At 58.3% G+C, this 22,396-nt stretch carries 19 protein-coding genes; 17 read left to right on the forward strand and 2 right to left on the reverse strand.

Annotation, left to right across the window (positions count from 1 at the left end):
• The first annotated feature begins 6 nt into the window (after positions 1-6).
• The 4 genes from LJE98_RS05100 (at position 7) to LJE98_RS05115 (ending at position 3,359) form a co-directional block, all read left to right on the forward strand.
• Positions 7-531, forward strand: a complete 525-nt coding sequence (locus LJE98_RS05100; protein WP_229573812.1) for a TRAP transporter small permease — start codon at positions 7-9, stop codon at positions 529-531.
• A gap of 1 nt (position 532) precedes the next feature.
• Positions 533-1,813: a TRAP transporter large permease gene (locus tag LJE98_RS05105; RefSeq protein ID WP_229573813.1), complete on the forward strand. Its 1,281-nt coding sequence runs from the start codon at positions 533-535 to the stop codon at positions 1,811-1,813.
• 104 nt (positions 1,814-1,917) lie between these two features.
• Positions 1,918-2,634, forward strand: coding sequence for a ribonuclease activity regulator RraA (locus tag LJE98_RS05110; RefSeq protein ID WP_229573814.1), 717 nt, complete (start codon positions 1,918-1,920; stop codon positions 2,632-2,634).
• Positions 2,610-3,359, forward strand: a complete 750-nt coding sequence (locus LJE98_RS05115; RefSeq protein WP_229573816.1) for a FadR/GntR family transcriptional regulator — start codon at positions 2,610-2,612, stop codon at positions 3,357-3,359. The genes LJE98_RS05110 and LJE98_RS05115 overlap by 25 nt, the downstream gene beginning before the upstream one ends.
• A 189-nt stretch (positions 3,360-3,548) precedes the next feature.
• Here the strand turns inward: LJE98_RS05115 and LJE98_RS05120 are convergent, their stop codons facing one another.
• Positions 3,549-4,919, reverse strand: a complete 1,371-nt coding sequence (locus LJE98_RS05120) for an MATE family efflux transporter (protein ID WP_229573818.1) — start codon at positions 4,917-4,919, stop codon at positions 3,549-3,551.
• A gap of 90 nt (positions 4,920-5,009) precedes the next feature.
• Positions 5,010-5,690 carry a GntR family transcriptional regulator gene (locus tag LJE98_RS05125; RefSeq protein WP_229573819.1) on the reverse strand — a complete coding sequence of 227 codons (681 nt, stop codon included), beginning with the start codon at positions 5,688-5,690 and terminating at the stop codon, positions 5,010-5,012.
• Between the two features lie 372 nt (positions 5,691-6,062).
• On the opposite strand from LJE98_RS05125, the gene LJE98_RS05130 reads away from it, so the two are divergent.
• The 13 genes from LJE98_RS05130 to kduD all read left to right on the forward strand — a co-directional run bounded on the left by LJE98_RS05130 (position 6,063) and on the right by kduD (position 22,391).
• On the forward strand, positions 6,063-7,166 hold the full coding sequence (locus tag LJE98_RS05130; protein WP_229573820.1) for an ABC transporter ATP-binding protein: 1,104 nt from the start codon (positions 6,063-6,065) through the stop codon (positions 7,164-7,166).
• Positions 7,163-8,158 carry an ABC transporter permease gene (locus tag LJE98_RS05135; protein ID WP_229573821.1) on the forward strand — a complete coding sequence of 332 codons (996 nt, stop codon included), beginning with the start codon at positions 7,163-7,165 and terminating at the stop codon, positions 8,156-8,158. The genes LJE98_RS05130 and LJE98_RS05135 overlap by 4 nt, the downstream gene beginning before the upstream one ends.
• Before the next feature lie 10 nt (positions 8,159-8,168).
• Positions 8,169-9,050, forward strand: a complete 882-nt coding sequence (locus LJE98_RS05140) for a carbohydrate ABC transporter permease (RefSeq protein ID WP_229573823.1) — start codon at positions 8,169-8,171, stop codon at positions 9,048-9,050.
• 38 nt (positions 9,051-9,088) lie between these two features.
• Positions 9,089-10,654: an extracellular solute-binding protein gene (locus LJE98_RS05145; protein ID WP_229573825.1), complete on the forward strand. Its 1,566-nt coding sequence runs from the start codon at positions 9,089-9,091 to the stop codon at positions 10,652-10,654.
• Positions 10,655-10,732: 78 nt separating this feature from the next.
• Complete coding sequence (locus LJE98_RS05150; RefSeq protein ID WP_229573826.1) at positions 10,733-13,072, forward strand: DUF4962 domain-containing protein; 2,340 nt, start codon at positions 10,733-10,735, stop codon at positions 13,070-13,072.
• A gap of 34 nt (positions 13,073-13,106) precedes the next feature.
• Positions 13,107-13,439 carry a cupin domain-containing protein gene (locus LJE98_RS05155; protein ID WP_229573828.1) on the forward strand — a complete coding sequence of 111 codons (333 nt, stop codon included), beginning with the start codon at positions 13,107-13,109 and terminating at the stop codon, positions 13,437-13,439.
• Between the two features lie 38 nt (positions 13,440-13,477).
• On the forward strand, positions 13,478-14,359 hold the full coding sequence (locus tag LJE98_RS05160; RefSeq protein ID WP_229573829.1) for an NAD(P)-dependent oxidoreductase: 882 nt from the start codon (positions 13,478-13,480) through the stop codon (positions 14,357-14,359).
• A gap of 65 nt (positions 14,360-14,424) precedes the next feature.
• Positions 14,425-15,168 (forward strand): SDR family NAD(P)-dependent oxidoreductase, encoded by a 744-nt coding sequence (locus LJE98_RS05165; protein WP_229573830.1) that lies wholly within the window; start codon positions 14,425-14,427, stop codon positions 15,166-15,168.
• Between the two features lie 884 nt (positions 15,169-16,052).
• The gene (locus tag LJE98_RS05170) at positions 16,053-16,991 is read left to right on the forward strand and encodes a sugar ABC transporter substrate-binding protein (protein ID WP_229573831.1); all 939 of its coding nucleotides are present in this window, start codon (positions 16,053-16,055) and stop codon (positions 16,989-16,991) included.
• 104 nt (positions 16,992-17,095) lie between these two features.
• Positions 17,096-18,574: a sugar ABC transporter ATP-binding protein gene (locus LJE98_RS05175; RefSeq protein ID WP_229573833.1), complete on the forward strand. Its 1,479-nt coding sequence runs from the start codon at positions 17,096-17,098 to the stop codon at positions 18,572-18,574.
• Between the two features lies 1 nt (position 18,575).
• A complete protein-coding gene (locus LJE98_RS05180) occupies positions 18,576-19,523 on the forward strand; it encodes an ABC transporter permease (protein WP_229573834.1) in 948 nt (315 codons plus the stop codon).
• 1,303 nt (positions 19,524-20,826) lie between these two features.
• The gene (kduI, locus tag LJE98_RS05185; RefSeq protein ID WP_229573835.1) at positions 20,827-21,651 is read left to right on the forward strand and encodes a 5-dehydro-4-deoxy-D-glucuronate isomerase; all 825 of its coding nucleotides are present in this window, start codon (positions 20,827-20,829) and stop codon (positions 21,649-21,651) included.
• On the forward strand, positions 21,648-22,391 hold the full coding sequence (gene kduD / locus LJE98_RS05190) for a 2-dehydro-3-deoxy-D-gluconate 5-dehydrogenase KduD (RefSeq protein WP_229573836.1): 744 nt from the start codon (positions 21,648-21,650) through the stop codon (positions 22,389-22,391). Before kduI ends, kduD begins: the two co-directional genes overlap by 4 nt.
• Positions 22,392-22,396: the final 5 nt, after the last annotated feature.

A 22,396-nucleotide genomic window follows, 5' to 3' on the forward strand; every position in this document is an offset into this window, starting at 1 on the left:
ATCGACATGAAGACATTGGTGACAGCTCGGGATTTTCTCGAGATGGCCTCGGCGCGACTCTCCCAGCTTTGCCTTGCAGTGGCATCTCTGGCTCTGGTCCTGCTGATTGGGTCCTTCGGCTGGCTGGTATTCGGCCGGTATGTCCTCAATACCACCCCGACCTGGGTTGAGCAGCTGGCGCTGCTGCTGATCTGCTACATCACGTTTCTTGGTGCAGCCGTCGGTGTGAAGGAAGATACCCATTTGGGCGTCACGCTGTTCCGCGACATGCTGCCGGTTGGGCTCAATCAGATCGTGCTCCTGCTTTGCGATATTGCGCTCGCGATCTTCGGGGCCGTCATGTGCCTGAGCAGCATCGAGCTCGTGCGTTTCGGCTGGCCAACGCTCCTGCCAATGCTGAATTTGCCGGAAGGCGTCAGAAGCCTGTCGGCCGCACTGTGCGGAGGACTGATCGCTCTCTTTTGCGCAATTCGAGTTTTATCGCGTGCCGTTCAGCTCATCGAACAGTCCGCCTCCGGTAGGGAGCACTGAAATGGGCCTGACAATTCTGCTTGGAATATTCGGCTTAACCGTCGTGCTTGGATTGCCGGTTGCCTTTGCGATGGGAATAGCCGCGGCCGTCACCTTCGCCTATGAAGGCATGCCGCTGCTGATGACATTCCAGCGTTCGGTCGCCGGTGTGTCCTCGTTTTCGTTGCTGGCCATCCCATTCTTCATCTTTGCTGGCGAACTGATGATGCATGGCGGCATCGCCCAGCATCTGGTGCGTTTTGCAACGACCCTTGTCGGCCATGTCCGCGGCGGCCTGGCGACCGTCAACATCTTCTCCAGCATGCTTTTCGGAGGGATCTCGGGCTCTGCCATTGCAGACATTTCAGCACTCGGCTCCATCCTGATCCCGGTGATGAAGGAAAAAGGCTACAGACCGGACTTTGCCGTCAACGTCACGGTGACATCCTCCATCGCGGGCATCGTCATTCCACCCAGCCACAACATGATCATCTTCGCCGTAGCTGCCGGTGGCGGAATCTCCGTATCGAAGCTGTTCATTGCGGGCGTCATTCCGGGCATACTGATGTGCGTCTGCCTGGCAATCGCGGCATACGTGATCGCGGTTCGACACAATTATCCTTCGGAGGCATTTCCCGGCTGGCGGGAAACGGCACGTGCGGCGATGCAGGCCCTGCCCGGCCTCTTCACGGCTGTCATCATCGTCGGCGGCGTGCTGTCCGGTGTCTTCACGGTTACCGAGAGCGGTGCATTTGGAGCCATCTATGCGCTCGTTTTGACGGCCGTCGTTTACAGGACACTATCGTTCGAGGCGTTTGTCACCTGCGTTACATCGTCGGTGCGCACCACGGCTATGGTGATGATCCTCATCGCCTTTGCAGGCTCTTTTGCCTGGCTGCTGGCGCTCTATGACGTGCCGACGGCGCTGAGCGATGCCCTGCTGTCCGTATCAGACAATCCAATCGTCATATTGCTGATGATCAACGTCATCCTTCTGATGCTTGGGATGATCATGGACATGGCGGCACTCATTCTGATCTGCACGCCGATCTTCCTGCCGATCGCCCAGGGGCTGGGCATGGATCCAATCCAGTTCGGCATAATGCTGCTGATCAATCTCGGCCTCGGGCTGTGCACCCCCCCTGTCGGAACCTGCCTTTTCGTCGGCTGTGCGGTCGGCAAGGTCAAGATCGAGACCGCATTGAGAACCATCTGGCCATTCTATCTGGCCCTGCTGGTCGCGCTTTTGCTGGTGACTTACGTGCCCGCGATTTCGCTCTGGCTGCCAAGCATTATCGGCTAAAAATCCCGGGTTCGGGCCTCGGAGCGACTAGCGGAATACAAGCCCGAACCCGCCATATTCAATCAAATCTGTCTCTGACAGATTGGCGACACAGGAAGTGAGACATGATGAAGCTGGATCCGATATTGCACGCCAAGTTCATGGCGGTCAGCACGGCGACGCTCACCACTGCGATGTTCAAGAAGGGTCTGCGGAACATCTTCCTGCAGGGACCGCAGAGGCTTCGTTCCGGTGAAAACATGGTCGGAACCGCGTATACGCTCCGCTACATTCCGGCGCGTGAAGATCTCGATGTTCTGGAGTCCTTCGCGGACAGGAACAACCCGCAGCGCAAAGGCGTCGAAGAATGCCCCGAAGGGGCCGTGTTCGTCATCGACTCTCGCGGTGATGCCAGTGCGGCCTCCGCCGGCTGCATTCTTGCCGCCCGGCTGCAATCGCGTGGATGTGCCGGTCTTGTGACAGACGGCGGCTTTCGCGACAGCCCTGAAATCGCGGAACTCGAAATGCCCGCCTATCATGTACGCCCGAGTGCTCCGACCAATCTGACGAAGCACCATGCGGTAGCCATCAACGATCCGATCGGCTGTGGCGGCGTGGCTGTGTTTCCGGGGGACGTCATGGTCGGAGACAATGAGGGCGTTGTATGCATTCCTCGTCATCTGGCCGAGGAAATCGCGAATGAAGCGACCGAGATGACAATATTCGAGGATTTCGTTATGGAGAAGGTGAAAGAAGGTGCGTCCATCTTTGGACTTTATCCACCGACGGACCCCGAAATCGAAGGAAAGTATCTCGAATGGAGGCAAATCAACGGACGCTAGCGGCGAGCCTGCTGTCGAGCGCTCGGCAGTCTCGACGGGAAGAGCGAGACAGAACGCTATCCGACACCGTTTATGAGCAGATCCTGGCGAAGATCGTTAGTGGCGAAATCCCCGTTGGCGGGAAGCTGCCGACAGAAATTGAGCTGAGCGAAGGCTTTGGCGTTTCGCGGCCAATTCTCCGCCAGGCGCTGAAACAGTTGAAGATCGATGGCGTGATCGTCTCAACGCAGGGATCGGGTTCGTATGTCCAAAAGCAACCCGATCGCGCTGTTCTGACCTTCGCCCCCATCGGATCAATCGCCGATATACAACGGACTTTCGAGTTTCGCATGGCGATCGAAGGGGAAGCAGCGATGCTGGCTGCCGAGCGGCGGTCCATTGAGCAATTGGCACTTCTGAGGCAATCACTGGATGAGCTGGAGCGCTGCGTGCAGCAAGGAGAGTTGGGCGTCGATGCGGATGAAAAATTCCACGCGATCGTCTGCTCATCTTCCGACAATCACTATTTCGTCTCCGTGCGTACGTCCATGCACGCAAATATCATCACCGGCCTGAACCTGACGCGCAACCTCTCGCTGAGCAAATCGACGGAGCGCCTGCGACTGGTTCAGGCGGAACACGAAGCGATCTACGCAGCGATTGAGCGCCAGGATGCAGAAGCTGCGCGAAACGCGATGCGAGCCCATATCGACAATGCACGAAAGCGCGTCTTCGTGGGCGGCTGAGCGCCCGACAAGCACAAGAGCTCAACTTGCGGCAACCTGCGGCTTCTCGTCGTGGAACGGTGGCCAATGACGCGCATGCCATGCCCTTCATGGATCAGAGAGGATGGCTGCCGATGTCCGAGCTGCTCGGCCCCTGCAACATCATGTTCCTGACCCTTGAAAAGCCCTCGCCTGCCCGCTCCCGCCACTTTACTCCGACACTTCAGAATCCTTCCAGTCGCCCCGATGAAGGCGTCTGTGAAAGGCTGGAAACTTCAGGAATTCTTCCCAGAGCTGGATAGACAGGACCCAGGCTGCCGGAAGTTGAAGGTAGAGGACCGCGATGGCAGTTGCGGGAATACGGAAGAGCCACTGTGCCCAGATAAAGATGTGCATGACGTAGACCGTATCGCCGCTCGCCCTCAGAGTATTGCCGCATATGGCATTCGAACCTTTCGGAAAGGGCAGGATCAAGAGGACCGGCAAGAAGCCCAAGAGAATGACGCGGGTTTCCGCACCCAGATCGGAATACAGCCAGTCGGCCGACAGGCACACAGCGCATAGCAGCACCGCGACAGCGCCGGATGCAACGAAAGCGCCGCGCCAGGCACTGGCGAGAAACCGCTCGAGGACATCCTTCTCCGTCTTCTGACCGAGAAGTTGCGCGACGATGATCCCTGTCGCTTGCGCCCATTGCATGCCGACCGTTCCCGTCACCATTATCCAAGGGCCGATGATCGTCATCGCGGCAAATTCATTGAGGCTCAGGCGGGCATAGATCAGCGCGCTGACCTGCATGGCGAAGGTTGCGCTGAAAAATGTTGCTGCAATTGGCAGCGAAAATCCGAGATGTCGGCGCAACGTTGCGGCGAAATCCGATTGCCGCCAGCCGGATAGCCTCAGGAGACCACCATCGACCCGCGCAAACCGGAGGATGAGATAGGATACCTGCGCGGTAACCGCGATGGCGCTTCCCATGGCGGCTCCCGCTACACCGAAGGCAGGAAGCCCCAAGAATCCGTGGATCAATACGATACTAGAGGCGATGTTGATCGGGACAGCCAAAAGAAAGCTGTAAAGCGGCAGTCGCGTCCGCCCGCATCCGTTGAAATGGCTGGAAATTACCTGGCCAATGGCTTCGCCCAGAATCACGAGGGAAAATATCGCCAGATAGTCCTTCGCAAGGGATCCAATCTCGACTGTCGGCGCCATGACATCCAGCAACGCGTCGCCGAACAGGAAAATTGTTGTCAGGCCTATCAACCCGATCGCCAGGCTGACTGCCATACCCGAAGCAAAGACTGACTTGAGGAAGATGCGATCGTTCGTGCCGAAGGCCTGTGCAGTCCGGATCTGCATGGCGTTTGCGAAGGCCAGGATTGCCCCAAGCACCAGGCCGGCCACGGCGGTCGAAAGACCCATCGCAGCAATGGCGCTCTCTCCCAGCGAGGAGACAAGATAGGTGTCGATGACAACGGTCCCATGCAACATGATCGCCTTCAGCGTCATCGGCCAGGCAAGGGCGAATACGTGGCGGGCTGTCGGACCTTCGGTCACCGGTATCGGAGAGGACCGGAACATGTCTTTCGTTCGTCTTTCACGGTGAGCCAGGAAGGCCCTTCAGGGGAGATACATCGATCCATATCCGACAGCGGTCGCTGATTGCTGCCTTCAATCCAATGCCGGTTCGAAATAATGGGCGTTGATATGGGCGATGCGGGTGATGGTGTCGTCGAGGCGCGAGAGGTGCAGCATGCCGAGTTCCACCGCTTTCTCTGCGTCGTTTGCCTTAACGGCTGCGGCAATAGCAAGATGATCGGCTACCAATTGCGGCATACGATCTTCCTTGGACAAGCCGAGAATGCAGAGACGATCGACCTTGATCTTTTCCGAGGTGATCACCTCGAACGCATAGTCCACACCGGCGATCAGACAAAGTCTCTTGTGGAAGTCGTAATCCAGTGCACCGAAACCATCGACATCGACCTCCTCGATGGCGCGCTGCTGGTCGGCGAGGGCCGCATCGAGCAGTTTCGCGCCTTCCGCGTCGCAGAGCTTTGCCGCCCGCCTCAGGACCTCGGACTCCACCGCAGCCCGCACGAAACGCGATTTCTCGATTTCGCGTGCGGAGAAGCGCTTCACCTCGGTGGCGCGTTGCGGGCGAATTAGCAAGAGATCGAGATTTGCGAGCCGGCTGAAAGCATCGCGCACAGGCTGGCGCGACACCCCGAAACGAGCGGCGATTTCCGCTTCCGAAATCTTTTCGCCGGGTTTGAGGCGAAGCGAGAGGATTTCGTCGTGAAGGTAGTCGAATATGTCATCGACATTCGTCCGATGTTCACCGAGCCTCATCTGCATATCCCCTCTTCTCTGCACTTCCATGTCCGCCATCTTCTGCGCCTAGCACCGACGCGGCTCCCGGCGCATATCATCTCGCATCCGTTTCACCGTCTCCTCCATATCCATTCAGACGGCTTGCCGAAACGCATTAATCGCCACCAGAGAAGAGCTCGATCACAATTGGCTCAGCCGTCAATCACACAGCACCTGTGGCGTACGGCATTCGCTTTTCTTTCCAATCACTTCACATCATTTCCGAAACTGTAGCCCATTTTTTACTAGTATACCAGATTTAATTCTAGTATACCAGTTTGCGTGAGAGCAGCACGGCGCCTGGAGAGAGGGCGCTGTAGCTCGCCAGACGCTGGAAGAGCGGGAGGCTTGATGTCAGGCGTACAACTCAATGGAATCGTGAAGGCCTATGGCGCGCTTCAGGTCGTCCACGGGATCGACCTCGAAGTTCAGGAAAAAGAATTCATCGTGCTTGTCGGTCCGTCGGGGTGCGGCAAATCGACGACGCTGCGCATGATCGCAGGGCTCGAAGAAATCACAGACGGTGATCTGACCATCTATGGAAGACGGGTCAATCGCGTGGCGCCAAAAGATCGCGATGTCGCGATGGTGTTTCAGAATTACGCCCTCTATCCGCATCTCAACGTCGCCGACAACATTGCATTCGGCCTGCGAATCCGCGGCGAGAGCAAGCAAAACATTGCCTCGTCCGTCGAGGAGGTCGGCAATATTCTTGGCCTCACGCCATATCTGGAAAGGCGCCCGGCAGACCTGTCAGGCGGCCAGCGCCAGCGCGTCGCCATGGGACGGGCGATCGTCAGGCGCCCTAAGGTGTTCCTGTTCGATGAGCCGCTTTCAAACCTCGATGCAAAATTGCGCACCCAGATGCGGGCCGAGATCAAGCGGTTGCACAACAGGCTGGGGGTAACCTCCATCTACGTGACGCATGACCAGGTCGAGGCAATGACGCTGGCGGACCGGATCGTCGTGATGCATGACGGACGGATCGAGCAGGTCGGATCGCCGATGGATCTGTTCCTCAACCCGGTAAACACCTTTGTTGCGGGATTTCTCGGCTCACCGCCGATGAACATGGTCAAGGCGAGGATTGTCGACGGCACGGATGCCTTACGCGCCGAATTCGGCGGCCAGTCGATCGAACTGGCACCGGTACCCTCCTTGGCAAACAGCGCTGGTCGCGAGGTCATTCTGGGCATCCGCCCCGAATTCGTGACGGTCGCGGGCCCAGACGTACCCGGCCGTATCGACGTGACACTCGACCTCGTGGAAACACTGGGATCCGAGGCGCTGATCCACACGACGCTGCTCGACGAACCCTTCATCATCCGCGCAGGAACCATCGGACAGATGGACATCCTGAACGGGGTCTCGGGCTTTACGGTCGAACCGCACCTGATCCGGGTCTTTGACGCAAAGACCGGCATGGCCTTCGACGGCCAGGGAGGCGGCCGATGAGTGCGAATAGCGGACAGGTGATCGGCAAGACCGAGGAAATCGTTCTTCAGGCGAAGGAAGCTGTTCGCCAGCGCAGACCCGGCACGATCGAGCGTGTGGGAGATCACCTGAAGCGGGAGTGGCAACTCTATGTGCTGCTGCTGCCGACGATCCTGTGGCTTCTCGTCTTTCTGTACAAGCCGATGTACGGCCTTCAGATCGCGTTCAAGGACTACAGCGTCTTTCGCGGTGTCGCCGGTAGCCCATGGGTCGGTTTTGAGCATTTCCTGACCCTGTTCGAGAACGATCAGTTCCTGCGGGCTCTGAAGAATACGGTCATCATCAGTTTCTACGGCCTGCTGTTCGGGTTCCCTGTGCCCATCCTGATCGCATTGATGTTCAACGAGATCCTGAACCAGACGTTCAAGAAGACGGCGCAGACCATCGTGTACCTGCCCCATTTCATCTCGTCCGTCATCATTGCCGGTATCGTCATGACGGCCTTCTCACCTTCAGCCGGCATCGTGAACACCATCCTGGGCTGGTTCGGATTCGACCCGATCTACTTCCTGACCAAGGCCGAGTGGTTCAGGCCGATATTCATCGGGACCGGCATCTGGCAGGAGGCCGGATTCCAGTCGATCGTCTATCTCGCCGCCATCGCTGGGGTGTCTCCGACGCTTTACGAGTCTGCGGTGGTCGACGGCGCGTCGCGCTGGCAGATGATGTGGAAGATCACCATTCCGTCGATCCTTCCCACGATCATCATCATGCTGATTATCCGCATCGGGAACATCCTCGAAGTCGGCTTCGAGATGATCATCTTGCTCTACCAGCCAGCAACATACTCGACCGCTGATGTGGTGAACACCTTCATCTACCGGCAGGGGATCCAGGGCGGCCAGTACGATCTTGCCGCTGCTGCCGGCCTGTTCAATGCGGTAGTCGCCTTCGTCCTCGTGATGACCGCGAACACGATCTCAAAGCGCTACTCGCGCACGTCGCTTTGGTAGGGGAATACAGATGGCCAACATGAACCTCTATTCGCGTGGAGACAGGCTTTTCGTTCTCCTGAACGTGGTCCTGATCGGGGTGTTCGCCCTCTCGACGCTGTATCCCTTCATTTACATTGCATCACTGTCAATGAGCACCGGATTCGAGGCGCGTGCGGGCAACGTGGTGCTTGGCCCGGTCGGCTTCACGCTCGAAGCCTACAAGCAGGTCCTCAGCGAACCGATGTTTTGGACGAGCTACAAGAACACGTTCATCTATACGATCGGCGGCACGCTGATGAGCCTCGCCTTCATCATTCCGGGGGCCTATGCGCTGTCTCGACCGCAGCTTTGGGGACGGCGATTCTGGAACCTGATGGTGGCCTTCACCATGTGGTTCCATGCCGGGATGATCCCGTTCTTTCTGAACATGAGGGACCTCGGACTGCTCGACAGCTATTTCGGGATCATCATCGGGTTTGCTGTCAACGGCTTCAACATCATCCTGCTGCGCAACTTCTTCGAAAGCATTCCGAAGAGCTTCGAGGAAGCGGCGCGGATGGATGGAGCGAATGAGTTCCAGGTGCTCTGGAAGGTCTTCGTTCCGCTGTCGAAGCCGGCGATCGCGACTGTCGCGTTGTTTTGTGTCGTATCCCGCTGGAACGGCTTCTTCTGGGCCATGGTGCTGCTGCAGGATGACAGCAAGATCCCGCTTCAGGTCTACCTGCGCCACGTCATCGTCGACCTGCAGGATGACGAGTCCTTCGCCAACTCGCTCCTGACCGCTCCCTATTCGGTCGAGACGATCAGTGCGGCGATCATCGTCTGCTCGATCATCCCGATCCTGCTCATTTACCCCTTCCTGCAGAAATACTTCAGCAAGGGCATCCTGCTGGGCGGGGTGAAGGAATGACTGCTGGACAATTCAAATTTCGCAAGAGGAGGAGAACTATGCGGAAACTAACATTGACACTGGCGATACTCGGTTCGACGGCCCTGACGGGACCCGTCTTCGCTCAGGAGGAGATGAAGATCGTCGATGAGCCGCTCGAACTGACGATCCACCTGCACTGGCCGCGGGCCCAGGGCTATGGGGTCGGGGGGGACGCGAGCAAGATCTATCCGGTCGAGGAAGAAGCGCGCAAGCTGACCAATATCCATCTGAAGGACGCGACCGCCGGTAAAAACACCAAGGACAACAACGAGGCGATGAACCTGCTGCTGGCGCAGGGGAATCTGCCGGATATCGTCGGCGGCAATCTGATCCAGCAGCCGGTCAACCAGTATGGTCCGGAAGGGGCCTTTCTTCCGCTCAACGAGCTGGTCAAAGAGCACGCACCGAACATTCAGGCCTTCTGGGACAGTCACCCGGGCCTGCAGCAGGCGATCTCGGCCTATGACGGAAATTACTACTACATCCCGTATCTCCCCGACGGCAAGTTCGGGCGCGCCTGGTATATCCGTCAGGACTGGCTGGACAAGCTCGGGCTGCAGCAGCCGCAGACGGTGGATGAACTCCACGACGTCCTCGTGGCTTTCCGCGACCAGGATCCCAATGGCAACGGCCTGAAGGACGAGATCCCCTACTTCGCGCGCGACTGGGAGGAAGTGAACCGGCTGCTCACGCTATGGGATGCCCGCTCATCCGGCTCCGACACCTATCACGATTTCTTCGTCAAGGACGGGAAGGTCGTTCATCCCTACGCGCAGGAAGCCTACCGCGACGGCATGGCCAATATCGCTGCGTGGTACAAGGAAGGTCTCATCGATCCGGAAATCTTCACGCGTGGATCGTCCTCTCGGGACTATCTGCTCGGCGAGAATCTGGGCGGCGTGACCCATGACTGGTTTGCATCGACCTCCGGCTACAATGACGCCCTGAAAGACAAGATCCCGGGCTTCAACTTCGTGCCTTTCCTGCCACCGGCTTCCGCCAAGGGTGTCCGGATGGAGGAACATCGCCGCACTCCGATCAAGCCTGACGGCTGGGCGATCTCGCACCTGAACAGGCATCCGATCGAGACCATCAAGTATTTCGATTTCTGGTTCAGCGAATACGGCCGGCTCCTCTCCAATTTCGGGGTCGAAGGCCAGACCTGGGACAGGGTCGACGGCCAGCCGGTCTACAAGCCCGAGGTGCTCAACAGCGACCAGCCGGTCAACAGCCAGATGTATCTCGTGGGGGCCCAGATCTATCGCGGTTATTGGCAGGACTACCGCTACGAGTGGCAGTGGACCTCGGAAGCCGCTCGCAAGGGGATCGAACTCTACGACGCCAATGACCTGCTGATCGACCAGTTCCTCGGGGTCGCCTTCAACAAGGAAGAACAGGCGATCTACGACAGGTATTGGCCTTCGCTGAAGACCTACATGCTGGAGCGTCAGCAGGCCTGGATCCTCGGCACCGGCGACGTTAAGTCCGACTGGGAGGCTTACGTCTCCACGCTCGACAAGATGGGCTATCAGGACGTCATCGCCGTGATGAACAAGGCCTACAAGCGCCAGTACGGCGGCTGACGAGGCCGAGACGCCGCCCGTCGGTACTCGGCGGGCGGTGACGACCGATACACGATTGACGAGTCCAGGAACATCTCGATGCCCTTAGCAACACCTCGCGACCGCAAAGCCTATCTCGACGAACCGACCGCCGGGCGGTTGAATATTCAGTATGCGCCTAACGCTGGTGACACGCTGGTAGAGAATCCACCCCGGTTCACCTGGCTTCCGGTGGTCGAGGACGAGGCACGATACGTGCTGCGCCTGTCGTCCGATCCCGCATTTCCGGGCAAGACGACCCGGATGTTTACCGATATTCCGCTGAATTTCTTCACCCCCGACGCGGCACTCGAGCCCGGCACCTATCACTGGTCCTATGCCGTCTGGGACGCAAGCAAGGGCATGCCGGCGACCGAATGGAGCGCTACCCGCAGCTTTGATCTTGCGGCCGACTTGCCGGAAACGCCGCTTCCCGGGCGGGCTTCCCGCTATGATCACGTCGACAGGGCCCACCCGCGCCTCTGGCTCGGGCCGAAAGCGCTTTCCGAATTCAGCGCGGTTGTTGCCGCCGATCCGGCCCATTGCGGCTGGTCGACTTTCTACGAGAAGAGTGTCAGGCCATGGATGGAGCGGCCCGTCATGGGCGAGCCGGCTGGCTATCCCGGCCATCAGCGCGTGGCTCCGATCTGGCGTCAGACCTATATCGATTGCCAGGAACTGATCTATGCGATCCGCCACCTCGCAATTGGAGGCCATGTCACAAAAGATGCGGCGATGCTCGCACGGGCCAAGGAATGGCTTCTGGCGGTCGCCGGATGGGACCCTGCAGGCACGACCTCCAGAGCCTATACCGACGAGTGGGCGTTCCGGGTCACCCTGGCTCTGGCCTGGGGATATGACTGGCTGCATGGCGAACTGACGGCAGAGGAACGCGAGACAGTGCGTGCAGCTCTGCTGGTTCGGACCCGCGAAATTGCCGACCACATCATCAGGAATGCCAATATCCAGCTGTTCCCGTATGACAGCCATGCCGTTCGGGCGGTCTCCGCCGTGCTGGTGCCGGCCGCCATCGCGATGCTCGATGAGGAACCCGAAGCGCGGGAATGGCTCGATTATTCCATTGAATTTCTGTTCACGGTCTATTCGCCGTGGGGCGATCCCGAGGGAGGCTGGGCCGAAGGGCCTCACTACTGGATGACCGGCATGGCCTATCTGATCGATGCTGCGAATGTGCTGAAGAACTATACGGGTATCAGTCTCTACGTCCGTCCCTTCTTCCAGAAGACCGGTGACATGCCGCTCTTTACCAAGGCACCCGACACGCGGCGGGCGACCTTCGGAGATGACAGCACGATGGGTGACCTGCCGGCGGTGAAGATCGGCTACAACCTCCGCCAGTTTGCGGGTGTGACGGGCAACGGGGCCTATCAGTGGTATTATGACGAAATCTGCCGCACCAATCCCGGCACGGAAATGGCGTTCTACAATTGGGGCTGGTGGGACTTCAATTTCGATGACCTGGTCTATCGCCACGACTGGCCCGAGGTACAGGCGTCTCCCCCGTCCGAAACGGACAAGCTCCGCTGGTTCAAGGGCATAGGCTGGGCCGCCATACAGCATCGCATGGGCGATCCCGACCAGCATATCCAGTTCGTCTTCAAGTCGAGCCCGTTCGGCTCGATCAGCCACAGCCATGGCGATCAGAATGCCTTTTGCCTGTCTGCTTTCGGCGAAGATCTGGCGATCCAGTCGGGCCACTACGTCGCGTTCAACAGCACCATGCACCAGGCGTGGCGAAAACAGACACGATCGAAAAACGCGATCCTGATCAACGGCAAGGGCCAGTATGCCGATCGCAACAAGGCGCTCCAGATCAAGTCGACGGGCAACATCAGTCTCGCCGAGGATCGGGGCGACCACATCTACATAAAGGGTGACGCGACCGCCGCCTATGCACTGGTTTCGCCCGAGGTCACCAGCGTCGAGCGTGAAGTGTATTTCTTCAATGACAGCTTTTTCGTGTTCGTCGATTCGATCAATGCGACCGAGCCGGTGGAGATCGATTGGTTGCTGCACGCCAATGAACCCTTCCAACTGGGGCAAAGTTCATTCCGTAATACCGGGAAACGGGCGGGATTTTATGGCGAGATCCTATGGTCGGAGGGTGGGCCTCCCGTCACTAGCCAGGAAACGGGCTTCCCTGGCGTCGACATGGGCGAAGTCGAGGGACTGCCGGTCAGCACCTGCCTGACAGCCCGCTTTCCCAAGGCAAATCGCCACCGGATCGTGACCTTGCTGGTACCGTATCCGAAGGACGCACCCCGGCGGATCTTCCACTTCATCGACGATCAGGGCTACGACGCCGACCTCTATTTCACCGATGCGGACGAGAACACGTTCAAGGTCGTAGTGAAGAAGCTGGCGGGGACGAGTATCTGATGGCCGTCAAAAGCGCCCCCACAGGAGCAACACCATGACTACCAAGAACTATTTCCCAGCAAGCGAGAACCCGGTTGCCGACGCAGGGGGCGGACTGAAGCGAATAGTTGCGGCCTACAACACCAATCTGATGTGCGTCGAAGCGCATTTCGAGACTGGCACCGTGGCAGCATTGCACAGCCACCCCCATGAGCAGATCACCTACGTCATTTCGGGGAAATTCGAATTCAAGGTGGGTGACGAGACCTATTACATCTCGGCTGGCGATTCCCTCTACAAGCAGCCCAACATCATGCACGGGGCCACCTGCCTCCAGGCAGGCACGCTGCTGGATATCTTCACCCCACATCGGGAGGATTTTCTTTGATCCCGACAGGCGCTTAACCAATCAGGAAAGAGTACGACATGAGCAAACCCACCATAGGCTTCATCGGCCTCGGCCTCATGGGCGGAAACATGGTTGAAAACCTTCAGAAGAAGGGCTTCAGCCTGGTCGTCATGGACCTCAACAAGGATGCCGTAAAGGCGGTCCTGGAGCGCGGCAACGCCGAAGAGGCTGGATCGCCGAAACAGCTCGCGGAAGCGAGCGACATCATCATGCTCTGCCTCACCACATCCGAGGTGGTCGAGAAGATCGTCTATGGCGACGATGGCATCCTGACGGGGGTCCGCAGCGGCGCCGTGCTGATCGATTTCGGCACCTCCATACCGGCTTCGACCCGCCGGATCGGCAAGGATCTGGCGGCCAAGGGTGCCGGCATGATCGACGCGCCCCTTGGGCGAACTCCCGCCCATGCGAAGGATGGCCTGCTCAATATCATGGCTGCTGGTGACCGGGAGACCTTCGACAAGGTCAAGCCGGTCCTCGAGCAGCAGGGAGAGAATGTCTTCTATCTCGGGGCACTCGGCGCCGGCCATACGACAAAGCTGATCAACAACTTCATGGGAATGACTACGGTCTGCACGATGAGCCAGGCCTTTGCGGTGGCGGATCGCGCCGGTGTCGATCGCCAGCAACTCTACGACATCATGTCGACCGGACCATCCAGCTCGCCCTTCATGACCTTTTGCAAGAACTATGCGGTCGACGGGGTCAGCGACCTGGGTTTCTCCATCAATAACGCCAACAAGGATCTGAGCTATTTTCTGAAGATGGCGGAGGACATCGGCGTCCGGGCCGAGATCGCCGAAGGCACTGCCCGCAATTTGCAAGCCGCTGTCGATGCGGGGATGGGTCAGGGCAATGTGCCGGAGATTTTCGACTACTTCCTCACCCGCGGAAATTGATCGCCACAGGCGCGGGGCATGAAATCGCACAGAACGACTGACCAAATCGAGAGCAAGGTAAAACAATGAAACTTCAGGGAAAAACTGCAATCGTCACAGGTGGTGGACGCGATCTGGGGCGAGCCTGTGCCGTCAAGCTCGCCTCCGAAGGCGCCAATGTGGCGATCAACTATTTCGCCAGCAAGGCCGGGGCCGATGAGACGCTGTCGCAAATAAAAGCCTTGGGCGGCAAGGCGATCGCGGTGCAGGGCGATCTGAGCAAACCGTCCGATGTCGATGCACTGGTGGCAAGCACGGTGGAAGCCTTTGGTGGCATCGATGTGCTCGTCAACAATACCGGGGGTCTCATCGCGCGCAAGTCGGTGGCCGAAATGCCGCTGGATCACTGGCAGGCTGTGATGGACCTGAACCTGACCAGTACCTTCCTGATGATCAAGGCCAGTCTCGCCCACATGAAGTCTGGCGCGATTGTGAATATGTCGAGCCAGGCAGGACGCGATGGCGGTGGTCCTGGAGCGATAGCCTATGCCACGTCGAAGGGCGCGATCATGTCGATGACGCGCGGTTTGGCCAAGGAGCTGGGCCCCGCAATACGCGCAAACGCGCTCTGCCCCGGCATGATTGATACGGATTTCCACAATATCCATACGGCGGACGCTGCACGTCGTGGGTTCGAGGCTGCGGCGCCATTGAAGCGGCAGGGCGTGTCGGACGATGTCGGGAATCTCGTATTGTTCCTCGCAACCGACGACTCCTCGTTCATCACGGGGGCGAGTTTCGACATCAATGGCGGAATATTGTTTTCCTGATCAATGTCGGCGGACGCTTCCCTTGATGGATCCAAGTGGAAGCTGAGTGTCGCGGGCGGGGTGTGACTGTCCGCGCCCATCCAGGATGGCGTATAGCCTGGCTTATCGCGTTATCCCCTTCGGAGCCTCAATCGGGGGCCCCGAAGGGCCCATGAACCTAAACGACCCGATGCCCGCTTCCCCTTCATCGCGGACGCTGCCGTCCAGGCTTTCAACGATAACGTTCTGCATCGGCCTGCCTGGGGCGATATAGTCCACGTCGACCTCACTCACCTGGACCAATTCCAGGATGGCCATGCTGGTCATCTCCGCTCGGTTGCCAGGAGCGAATGTTGCATCCGAGATGCCCTGCGTGCCTGTGCGACCGGCCGTCTGCGCGCCCACCCTCTGCTATTTCAATATCCTGATGATCAGCGCTTGCGTGAGCCGTAATCGCTTCATGCCGCCCATTTCCTGCGATGCCTGGACCCCGGCAAAGCCCTGAGGAAGTTCAGTATTTCAGGTCGATCCTTGCCCCTTGCGCCTTCATCCACAGCAGAGCAGAAAAACGGTTCGCGGCTTTTCGGCGCGATTTTGTGGACCTTAGATTCCCAGGCCGAGCACAAAGCAAACTATTCGAAAGCAAACGCAGGCCCAATCGACACAACGACGCAGTAAACGCGCCTATTCACAATATGATTGACACATTTCTGAATCAATGATCAATATTCCGTCGGCATTCAAAACCATACGATATCATTCGAAAGCCTGCGGGCGAAGAAGAGATAGGTGGCGGCAATTGCAGCGCCAGTTATGGGGAGGCCGCCGTAAGACTAAACTCATTGAAAATGGACTGATCTTGGCGCGAGGAGGCGGCAAGGCAGATCGTCAGGGGAGGATGGAACATGTTCAAAACGTTTATTAAAGGGCTTGCGACGACCGCGGGCGCGCTACTGCTTACGACCGCCGCTTATGCGGACAGCCTCAAGGGCGCGATTGTGGTGATGGATCTCACGACCAACGCCTTCCAGATCGAAATGGCCGATCAAGCGGTCGCCTACGGAACTGAAATTGGTGCTGACGTCAAAGCCTATGCGCCCGAAGGCTCCTTCGGTGACTACGAAGGTCAGATCTCCATCATCGAAGACCTGATCACGAAAAAAGTGGATTTCATCGTTCTGGTCGCGGGTCACACGACTGCACTGGTTCCGGTCGTTGACAAGGCGATGGCAGCAGGGATTCCGGTCGTCAACATGGACAACCGCCTGAACACGACCAATGTGGTGACCTTTGTCGGCGTGGACAACGGCCAGGGCGGCAAGATGGCGGTTGACTATATCGCCTCCAAACTGGGCGGCATTGGCAAGATTGCCCTGATCCAGGGCGAGACCGGCAACCCGGTTCAGATCCTGCGCACCAAGGGTTTTGAGCTTGGCGCTCTTGTTCACCCGGGCCTCGAAGTTGTGGCGCAGCAGGGCGCTCACTGGACCGAAGAAGAGGGTCTGAAAGTGATGGAAGACATCCTTCAGGCGCATCCGGAAGTGGACGCCGTGTTTGGGGAGTCTGACAACCTTGCGGTAGGTGCGGCACGCGCTGCCAAATCGGCCGGTCGTGACGATATCATCTTTGTGGGCTACGACGGCCAACAGGGCGGCTATGCCGCGATCAAGGCAGGCGATGTTGCGGCAACCATCCGCATGGATGCTCGCAAAATGGTGCAGCTGAGCATCGATGCCGCTGTTGCCTATGTCAAGAACGGCAAGTCCAAGGACGGCATCGCGCCAGAGACCTACATCAACCCCGAGCTGGTGACGGCAGCCGAAGTCGATCAATACATCAAGTGACTGTTGGTGAGATGCCCTCAATGTCGGGCGTCCGAACGTGAGTGACGGGGCCGGGAAACTGCTGCTTTCCGGCCCCTTTTCCGTCGATCCAACAAGGCAATCCCATGCAATCGCTTCTAAAAGTTCGGAACGTTTCCAAGCAGTTTCCGGGGGTTCTTGCCCTTGATGACGTCGATTTCGACCTTGCCGCCGGCGAAGTTCACGCCTTGCTGGGTGAGAACGGCGCCGGAAAATCCACCTTGGTCAAGATCATCACCGGCGCTTACCGCCTGGATTCCGGCAGCCTCTCGATCAACGGCAAGGAGGTGCATTTCCACACCCCCGCCGATGCGCAGGCCGCGGGTATTGGTGTGATCTATCAGGAGTTTTCGTTGGTCTCGAGCCTGACTGTGGCTGAGAACCTGTTCCTTGGCGAATATCCACGCCGCTACGGGCTGGTTGACTGGGGCAAGATGAACCGCGATGCCAGCGCCCTGCTAGAGCGCTTCGGCGTCAATGCGCAGGCGAAGGATGTTCTGGCCAATCTGGGCGTTGCCACGCGGCAGATGATTGAAATTTTGAAGGTGTTGCGCCGGCAGAACCTCAAGATCCTGATCATGGATGAACCGACCTCGTCACTGTCGGAGGCCGAGGCGCGGCTGCTGTTCGGCTTTATCGACAGCTTGCGCGCGCAGGGGGTGTCCGTGATCTACATCTCGCACCGGCTGGATGAAATCAAACAGATCTGCGACCGCGTCACGGTGTTTCGCAACGGCAAGCGCATTTCGACCGAGGCTGCCAAGGACCTGAGCATTGCCGATATCGTCACCAAGATGATCGGCGCTGAATTGGCCGAGCATTACCCTGTGAAAACCGCCGAACTGGGCGATGTCTTTCTAAAGGTGGTCGCGTTGAGCGGCCCTGGTTTTGCAGATATCAGCTTTGCCGCCCGCAAGGGCGAGGTCCTGGGGATCACCGGGCTTGTCGGTGCGGGCAAATCAGAATTGGTTGAAACCATTTTTGGTGCTCGCCAGCCTACGCAGGGCTCGATGTGTCTGAAAGACCAGGCGTTTGCGCCCAAGACCCCCAAACAGGCGATAGCGCGGGGCATCGGCCTCTTGCCGGAAAGTCGCAAAGAACAGGGTCTGGTTTTGCCGCTCAGTTGCGCGCACAACATCAGTCTTGCCTCGCTCGATAAGATTTCGACGCCGTTTTTGGCACTTGGTGCCGAGGCCACGAACGCAGAAGACAGCTTTGCTAAACTGGAAGTCCGGCCCGGCGATCCGCGCAACCGTGTCGTCAACCTCAGCGGCGGCAATCAGCAAAAGGTGGTGCTTGCCAAATGGCTGATGCGCGATTGTCAGGTGTTGCTGTTTGACGAGCCAACCCGCGGCATCGATGTCGGCGCAAAGTTTCAGATCTATTCGATGATCGCGAAGCTGGCCGAAGCGGGCAATACCATCATCGTCGCCTCAAGCGAAATCGAAGAAATCAGTGGGATCTGCAATCGCGCATTGGTGATGCGCAAGGGCAGGATCGTAGAGGAGTTGACCGGATCCGCCCTGAACAGGGAAAGGATTCTGGCCGCAATCGCAGGGGCTTAGCATGAATTTCGATCGCATCTTCAAAGAAAACCGCCAACCGATCATTGCGGCATTTGCGCTGTTCTTAATCGTTGTCACCCTTTCGTTTTCATCGGAATATTTCTGGACGGTCGGCAATGTCTTCAACATCGGCAAACAGGCCTCGATCAACCTGATCATCGCCCTGGGGATGACCGTGGTGATCATCTCGGCCGGAATTGATCTTTCGGTTGGCTCGCTCCTGGCGCTGACGATTTCCGTCACCGCTGTCTTGGGCATAGCCAACGAGATGAACATCGTTCTGGCCGCGTTCATTGCGATAGTGCTGACTGTCGCGGCGGGTACACTGAACGGCGTGATCATCCAATACGGCAAGGTCCCGGCCTTTATTGCAACACTCGGCACGATGGGGGTGGCGCGGGGTGTTGTTCTGCTGATCTCGAGCGGCAATCCGTCGATGTCATTTCCGTCAGCGTTTCTGTGGATCGCGGACGGCAAGATCCTCGGCATACCCTTCCCGATCTTGCTTTCGCTTGTCATGGTGATCGCTACCGTGATCTTGCTGAAATACACCCGCCTTGGACGCGAAATCTATGCGATTGGTGGCAACGAAGAAGCCGCGCGGCTTTCGGGCATCAACATCCCCTTCGTGCGCATTGTCACCTATTCACTCAGCGGGTTCTGCTGTGCAATTGCAGGCATTGTGTTTGCAGCGCGCGTCGGTGCGGCGCCTCCTTCTGCGGGAGTGGGATACGAATTGAACGCAATTGCGGCGGTCATCATTGGTGGCACGTCGCTGAGTGGCGGGCGCGGAAATGTCATGGGCACTGTTGTCGGCGCATTTTTGATGGCTGTTATATCCAACGGATTGAACATCATTGATGTCGATCCCTATTGGCAGGGCATCGTCATTGGGACCATCATCGTTTTCGCCGTGATGATGTCCAATTTGCGCTCCGGCAATCGCTAGCATCCGTATCCGGCGCGTCGCTGTGATGCGATCCCGTTGCGCAGTCTGGCTGGATCTTTCGTAGCCATCCGTGATTTCCGAGAGGGCCGCGTTGCTTCGAGCCGGCCTGAGGGGCACTACCGGTTAACCGACGATATGATAAGCCAGCCAGGCAAATCCGCCACGCAATCAAGCGCTGAGCGTCAGATGGAGAACGGGCCGGGGCATCTGTATCTTGTGGCAGAGCTGCAGATCTGGCGCATGCATCTCCGCCTACGCGTCGCGGCTAGGTTTCCGCGTGGTGAGGCTTTGGCCTATATCCCCGAAATTGCTCGGCGGATTTGAGTTCAAGTTATTCGCTTGAGGGTCAAAAGCTCCTAGACCGCTATGGTGAGGCGCTTACACGCAAATATTTGGCTTGGGAGATTTTCGCTTTTGATTTGTTGCGGGGGCCTGATTGCGCGGAGACTTGCAGGAAATCGTGCGAACGGACCGAAAGCCGGATCATACCTCTGCTCTCGTTTTTATGGGTGCTGATTTGACGCCCGATCCTCTGTCTTGACGATGCGACCATCCTTCAGCGTAAGGATGCGATTTTCGTGGGTGACGAGCAATGTGGTGGTCCCTCGCGCGGCGGCCATGCGTTTCAGGGTATTGCCAAGTTGCATGGGGCGGTTCAAATCGCCCCGCCAGTCTACCCGTGGCTTCAGCAAAACGTCGGGCATGGCGCGGATTGACCATGGAGAGCGGCAGCCTTTGGACCATCATGACGGGCTCGAAGCGCCTTGTGATAGGCGCCTGTGGGTTCATAGACAATCCGCTCCACGCCCTTTGTGCCGATCCATCGGACAATGGCGGCAAATCGCTTGCCGTCATTTGCAACCTTTAAGGTTCCTCCGTCCGGCAGGCTGTGCAGAATGCTCTATCTCTTTGTTTTCACGCAAAACCGCTTCGCACTTTTGCTGGAATTGCGTGGATTTCGGTCAGGCGTCGACGGTGCCGTCTCTCGCATCATCAACGGGATCAAAGGAATTGACCGGAAGCGGGACCGGCAACGAGGCCAAGGCGGCCATGCTGAAGTTGATTGCAGTGTCGCTCTCTTGTCTGTCTCGACAGCCCGCAAAGCGCCGTAGCTATTCTGTGCCGGCCATAGAGACTCCTGTGGCTCCGCGTTTTTCTCGTCGCTCTGCATAAGTCCCTGACAAGCCCCAGCCGCATGGTCGCCTGTTGCTTTTCGCCGGTCAGCAGAGGTGAAGGCTTGACCTCGCCAACATGTCATACAATAAAGGACAATTCATATTATAAGTTGATGAGGAGGAGTCAGATGCTGAATGTCGAGACCAGACAGGCGGTCCATCCCGAACACGCGAAAGCACTGGATACTGAAGGCCTGCGCCGGCACTTCCTGGCCGAGAACATGTTCAAGAGTGGCGAGATCCATCTGATCTACACGCATTATGACCGCTTCGTCATGGGCGGCGCCGTCCCGGCCGGTGGTTCGCTTACGCTCGACAAGGTCGAAGAGACGAAGACGCCGTCCTTCCTTGACCGCCGCGAGATGGGCGTGGTCAATATCGGCGAACTCGGCACGGTTTCTGCGGGCGACAAGACCTACACGCTGAGCCGTGGCGACGTACTTTACCTCGGTGCAGGCTCCGGCCCTGTCACTTTCGCCGGAAACGGCCGCTTCTACATCACGTCTTGCCCAGCGCATCGCAGCCTGCCCGCGCGCCTCGTCACGCTTGCTGACAGCAAGGAAGTGAAGCTCGGCGCAGTCGAGACGTCCAACAGGCGCACGATCAACCAGTTCATCCATCCCCTCGTCATGGAGAGCTGCCAGCTGGTGCTCGGTTACACGACGCTTGAAGACGGTTCAGTCTGGAACACCATGCCGGCGCATGTGCATGACCGGCGCATGGAAGCCTATCTCTATTTCGGCATGGACGAGACCTCTCGCGTCCTTCACCTGATGGGTGAACCACAGGAAACCCGTCATCTGTTCATCGCCAACGAGGAAGGTGCGATCTCGCCACCGTGGTCCGTCCATTCGGGCGCAGGCATCGGCACCTACACCTTCATCTGGGCTATGGCCGGTGACAATGTCGACTATACGGACATGGAGTTTGTCCAGCCGGCGGCACTCAGATGAGCCGCGCCTTTTCCCTTCACGGCCGCAAGGCCCTGGTAACCGGCGCCAATACAGGTCTCGGCCAGGCGATCGCCGTCGGTCTGGCGACAGCTGGTGCAGAGGTCGTGTGTGCTGCCCGCCGCGCGCCGGACGAAACGCTTGCCATGATCGCGTACACCGGCGGCAAGGCACAAGCGCTTCAAGTCGACTTCAGCGATCCCATGGCCGCCTGCGACATTTTCGGGGGTCAGGATATCGACATCCTGGTCAACAATGCCGGCATCATCCGCCGGGCTGACGCCACCGACTTCACCGAAACCGACTGGGACGATGTCATGGACGTCAATCTCAAGGCGGCGTTCTTCACCAGTCAGGCTTTTGCCCGCGCACTTTTTGCCGGGGGCAAGCCGGGAAAGATCATCAATATTGCCTCGCTTCTCTCCTTCCAAGGCGGCATTCGCGTCCCCTCCTACACGGCCTCGAAGCACGGCCTTGCCGGGCTGACCAAGCTGCTTGCCAATGAATGGGCAGCGCGGGGTATCAACGTCAATGCGATTGCACCAGGCTATATTGAGACGAACAATACCGAAGCGCTGCGCGCCGATCCGGACCGGAACAAGTCGATCCTCGAGCGCATTCCAGCGGGGCGCTGGGGACGAGCGGAGGATATCGCAGGCGCTGCCGTCTTTCTTGCGGCTCCTGCTGCCGACTATGTGCATGGCGCGGTCCTCAACGTCGATGGCGGATGGCTGGCGCGCTGAGCCTT

The sequence above is a fragment of the Rhizobium sp. 'Codium 1' genome (assembly GCF_020889605.1).
Lineage (GTDB): Bacteria > Pseudomonadota > Alphaproteobacteria > Rhizobiales > Rhizobiaceae > Allorhizobium > Allorhizobium algae.